The organism is Nocardia seriolae NBRC 15557, from assembly GCF_007990715.1.
Taxonomy (GTDB): Bacteria; Actinomycetota; Actinomycetes; order Mycobacteriales; family Mycobacteriaceae; genus Nocardia; species Nocardia seriolae.
In genome coordinates this window covers 1-4904 of record NZ_BJWY01000220.1, presented here as the reverse complement: position 1 = coordinate 4904, position 4904 = coordinate 1, and the positions used below count along the sequence as shown (strand labels likewise).

General features: G+C 69.9%; 2 protein-coding genes and 2 pseudogenes. 1 reads left to right on the top strand and 3 read right to left on the bottom strand.

The features are described 5' to 3' along the window. Nucleotides 1-93: 93 nt before the first annotated feature. Nucleotides 94-1389, top strand: a pseudogene (locus NS2_RS35030) (YibE/F family protein); the annotation flags it as partial. Nucleotides 1390-1938: 549 nt separating this feature from the next. On the opposite strand, the gene NS2_RS35025 reads toward NS2_RS35030, so the two are convergent. From NS2_RS35025 to NS2_RS36570, 3 genes and pseudogenes are all read right to left on the bottom strand, one after another. Continuing rightward, nucleotides 1939-2823, bottom strand: coding sequence for a lytic polysaccharide monooxygenase (locus tag NS2_RS35025; protein WP_228102552.1), 885 nt, complete (start codon nt 2821-2823; stop codon nt 1939-1941). A gap of 236 nt (nt 2824-3059) precedes the next feature. Beyond that, entirely contained in the window at nt 3060-3821 is a 762-nt protein-coding gene (locus tag NS2_RS35020; RefSeq protein ID WP_052086696.1) for a copper homeostasis protein CutC, read from the bottom strand. Between the two features lie 227 nt (nt 3822-4048). After that, nucleotides 4049-4904 (bottom strand): annotated as a pseudogene (locus NS2_RS36570) (Fe-S oxidoreductase); the annotation flags it as partial.

The following is a 4904-nucleotide window of genomic DNA, read 5'->3' as shown; positions in this document are numbered from 1 at the left end:
CGAGTTACCCCGAACGTCGCGAAATCAGTTGTTCCTTGGGATCGGAAACAACCTCTCAGCATGTCAGAAATCATTTTCGTTTAGGCTCTCCGGGTGAGCGATCACCATCACCACCATCACGATCATTCGGGTCCCATTGCGATCGGGGCTACCGCTGCCCGCGTAGTAGTCGGACTACTTGCCGCTATTGGTGTGCTTGTCGTGGTCGGGTTGATATGGCTATGGCCGAGTGCTCAGCATGTGGATATTCCATTACCGATGCAGGGTGCCGGTGGCGGGGCGGTGGCGACCGAGGCCGGGACGGTGATCAAGCAGGATCTGGGGACCTGCGGGGATGCCTCGAACGGGCAGGCGCAGGACAAGGAACCGGAGTTGCTGCCCGCCGCGCAGCAGAAATGCGCGCGCAGCGTGGTCGCCATCGAGTCGGGCAAGGATGCGGGCAAATGGACCGTCCTGGTTAGTTCGCCGACGCCGGACCAGGCCAATTTGCGGGTCGGGGACAAGGTTCGCATTGCGCCGCAATCGGTTCTGAAGGATCCGAAGGATCCCAAGAGCGCCGTCACCATCTACTCGTTCGACGACTATGCGCGCGGGCTGCCGCTCACCATCATCGTCATCGTTTTCGCGGTGGTGATCATCGTGGTGGCGCGCTGGCGCGGATTGCGGGCGCTGCTCGGACTCGTCGTCGCCTTCGGGGTGCTGGTGCTGTTCCTGCTGCCCGCACTGCTGGAAGGCAAACCGGCCATACCCGTGGCGCTGGTCGCGGGCGCGGTGATCCTCTACGCCGTGCTGTATCTGGCGCACGGGGTGAATCTGCGCACCAGCTCGGCGCTGCTGGGCACGCTGACCTCCATGGTGCTGGCGGCGGTGCTGTCCTGGGCGGCCCTGAAGATCACCCGGCTGACCGGGTTCTCCGAAGAGCAGAACACCAATGTCGCCGCCTACGTCCAGCATGTGAGCATTACCGGGCTGCTGCTGGCCGGATTCATCATCGGCTCGCTCGGTGTGCTCAACGACGTCACCATCACCCAGGCCTCGGCCGCCTTCGAGCTGGCCGCGCTCGACGAGAAGGCCAGCCGCCGCGGCATTTTCGGTGCCGCCATGCGGGTCGGCCGCGACCATATCGCCAGTACCGTCTACACCCTGGTGCTGGCCTACGCCGGTGGCGCACTGCCGCGGCTGCTGCTGTTCAGCGTGGCCGGACGGCCCATTCGCGATGTGCTGACCGGCGATGCCGTCGGCATCGAGATCGCGCGCTCCGCCGTCGGCGGTATCGCGCTGGCGCTTTCGGTGCCGCTGACCACCGCCATCGCGGTGCTGCTGGCCCGTCCGCTGGGTGCCGAACCGGCCGAGGCGGGGGCGGGCGCCGGGCGGCCGCGAAGCGCCGGGGCGCAACGGAATACGCCCCGCCGCCCGGGTGCGCCGCGCACCGGCTCCCAGCCCCTCGCCGCCCGCACCGGGGCGCAACCGGTCGCCCGCCGCGCCGGTGCTCCGAACGGTCCGCGCACGGGTTCGCAACCGGTGGTGCGCCGGGGCGGGGCCGAGATCGGACCGTACAGCGGTGAGCAGCGGGCGGTGCCGAGAACCGGTGCGCAACCACAGACTTCGCGGGCCGATGAGCAGCGGGACGCGCCGTGGACCGGCTCGAACGCGGTGGCGTCCGGCGGCAGTGAGCCGCCGACCATTCCGAGAACGAGTGTGGTGCAGCCGAATCCGGAGCCCGAGGGTGCCGGGCAGCCGGACCGGTCGTGGTTCGAGGGTTCCGGGCAGCCGCAGGATCAGGCGTACACCACGTCCTCCTGGTTCAATCCCGATGAGCCGTGGTCGGATCCGGGTACGGGTCCGGGGGCTTCCGACCAGCGCAATCAGGGCTGGCCGGAAGGGCCGGAGGAGGGGTGGCCACCGGAGCCGCCGCGCGGTGGGCGGCACTCGCGGTGATCAGCTGATCATCTGCCAGAGCGCGGGTGCGGCCTCGGGATTCCAGCCCGGGTCGTACACCGTGTGCGACTGAAGGCAGCGGTAGCGCATGCCGTCGTAGGTGACGATGTCGCCGACGTTGTAGTGCGCGCCGACCTTCCAGGCACCGGCCGCGGGCTTCCCGGTGGTGGTGGTCGGCGGCGTCGTGGTGACCGGCGGTGTCGTCGTGACCGGCGGCGTTGCGGTCACGGGCGTCGTGGTGGTCGGCGGTGTCGTGGTCATGGGCGGTGTCGTGGTCGTGGGCGGTGTCGTCGTCGTGGGCGGTGTCGTGGTCGTGGGAGGCGTTGTGGTCGTGGGAGGCGTTGTGGTGGTGGAGGTTCCGCCGCTGCCGCCGATCTGGAGGTCGACGCAGGAGTAGAAGGCGTTGACGGTGTCGCCGATGTTCCAGACCGCCAGGAGTTTCTGGCGGCCGGAGTAGCCGCTGAGATCCACGGTGTGGCTGACGCCGTCCTGCGGCGGGGGATTGTCGCCGCCGTCGAAGACCGCCACCCGGGTGCCGCCGATGTAGTACTCCCAGTTCAGGGTGCGGTGCAGGGCGGTGAAGGTCCAGGTGAAAGTCACTGTGCTGCCGACGGATTGGACCTGCCAGGGCTTGGCGTCATCGTCGAGTTGCGGGAAGCGGGAGTTGCCGCCGCTGCATTTGCTCGAACCCTTGGGCGCTTCCACGCTCTGCGGCTCGTATTTGATGTCACCGCAGGATAGGAGTCCCTTGGCGCACTGCGCCTGCCGGCTCAGCGGCGAGGAGACGTAGCCGTGGGCATTGGCCGCGGCGGCGGGCAGGAAGGCGACGATCACCGGTGCGATGCCGACGGCCCCGAGCATGGACAGACTTCTTCTATCGAACACGTGAAACCCCTTGGGAGAGAGGGGCAGCGGGGGCCGGCATTCTGTCCCGTGACGGATCTGAGATGTGATCCAGACCACTTTGTAGCAAAATCGTGCTCTAAAAGATATGACCCAGCAACGCTTTGGTCAAGCGTCCTATCACGGGTGACCGAATTATCCGGGTGCACAGCAAACTTCGCTGGTGGGCCAGCAAACCTTCACCCGGCGCCGGCGGGAAGGCCAAGGGGTGGAACCGATCAGATCGCCTTGCGGGCCGCCTCGCACAGGGCCGCCACGCCATCGGCGTCGGTGGCGAAGTGGTCGAAGCCGCTCGGCACCCCGAATTCGGCGAAGGAGACCTCGCTGTCGGGCTGCGGGCGGCCCGGCACCGGCATGCGCACGGCCGCATGCAGATCCCGCGTCCCGGTCAGCTCGATCACCCGGCGGGCATTGTCGGCGCGCAGGCCGCCGCAGGCCATCACATCGATGCGGCCGTCGGCCAGATTCACCAGCCGGGCGATCAGGGACGCGCCGTCCAGCACCGAGATCTGGCGGCCTGAGGTGAGCAACCGGGTGAACCCGAGTTCCAGCAACTGCTCGAAGCCCTCGGCCGGATCGGCGCACACGTCGAACGCGCGATGGAAGGTGACCTCGAGGTCGTCGGCGGCGGCCAGCAGTTCGGTATTGGCGGCCGGATCGATGTGGCCGTCCTCGTCGAGCACGCCGACCACCACCCCGTGCGCGCCCGCCGCGCGCACCTGCTCGACATCGGCGCGCATGAGCGCCACCTCGTCGGCCGAATAGCGGAAGTCGCCGGGGCGCGGCCGGATCAGCACGTGTACCTGGGTGTGGCCGGCCGCGGCGACGGCCGCCTCGATGAGCGCCGGACCGGGCGTCAGCCCCCCGACCGTGAGCCCCGCACACAACTCCACCCGTGTGGCCCCCGCCTGCTCGGCGATCCGGACCCCCTCCAGCGACTCCACCCCGATCTCGACCCGAACCGTCCGCACATCCGTCATACCTTGCAGTATGGCGAACTCCCGCTGGTTATGTTGCCTGGGATTAGCCAATGCGCCGTGCATGCCATCTGAAATGAGGCTGTACCACCAGGTCATGCGCTCGGGGACCGGTTATGGCCCCGCCGGTCGGCAGCCGGACGGGGCGGCGGAAACGACGAGGGCGGCGCTACCTCTCGGTAGCGCCGCCCTCGTCGATCAGGTTCGGCCGCCCGCTGTTTCGGCCCGGGCTAGTTCTTCTTGCCCGGGGCCTTCATGCCGGACTTGAAGCCGAGGCCACCCGGCTTCGCCGCCGGCGGCTCGGCAGCGCCGTTACCTTCCGAGGTGCCATTGCTCTCCGACCCGACCGGTTCGGCCGGGGCGGGTGCGGCGGCCGGAGCGGCTTCGTCCGGAGCCGGGGCCGAATCGGCCGGGGCCGCAGACGCTTCCGGAGCCGAGGCGGCGGGCGCGGCCGCACCCGGAGCCTTCGGGCCGGGGCGCTTGAGGCCCGACTTCATGGCCAGGCCCTTGGGCGCGATGGACGGCTTGGCCTCGGCGGCCGGAGCCGCTGCGGCCGAAGCGGTTTCGGCGGCCTCGGTGGCGGGAGCCGCAGGGGTGGCGGCCGGTTCCGCGGCAGCCGGTGCGGCGGCGGTCTCGGCGGCGGGCTTGGCGCCCGGCGCCTTGGCCGCGCCCTTCATCTGCAGACCCTTGCCGCCGGGGGCCTTGAGGCCGCCCTTCATGGCCAGCCCGCCCGGCTTGGCGGCCGGCGCCGCCGATGCCTCGGCAGTCGCCTCGGCGGGCGCGGACTCGGCGGGAGCCGCAGCGGCGGAAGCGGTTTCGGTGGCGGGAGCCTTCGCGCCCGGTGCCTTGGCCGCGCCCTTCATGGCCAGCCCCTTACCGCCCGGTGCCTTGAGCCCGCCCTTCATGGCCAGGCCCTTGGCCGGGGCTGGAGCCGCGGTTTCGGCCGGAGCTGCCTCGGTCGCAGGCGCTTCGGCGGCCGGAGCGGCGGCCTTCGCGCCGGGGGCCTTGAGGCCGCCCTTCATGGCCAGGCCCTTGCCGCCGGGTGCCTTCGCGCCACCCTTCATACCCAGGCCGCCACCGGCCGGT

Excerpts from the sequence above, each read along its gene's own strand:
- NS2_RS35020 (WP_052086696.1), bottom strand. The coding sequence starts at position 3,821 with ATGACGGATGTGCGGACGGTTCGGGTCGAGATCGGGGTGGAGTCGCTG.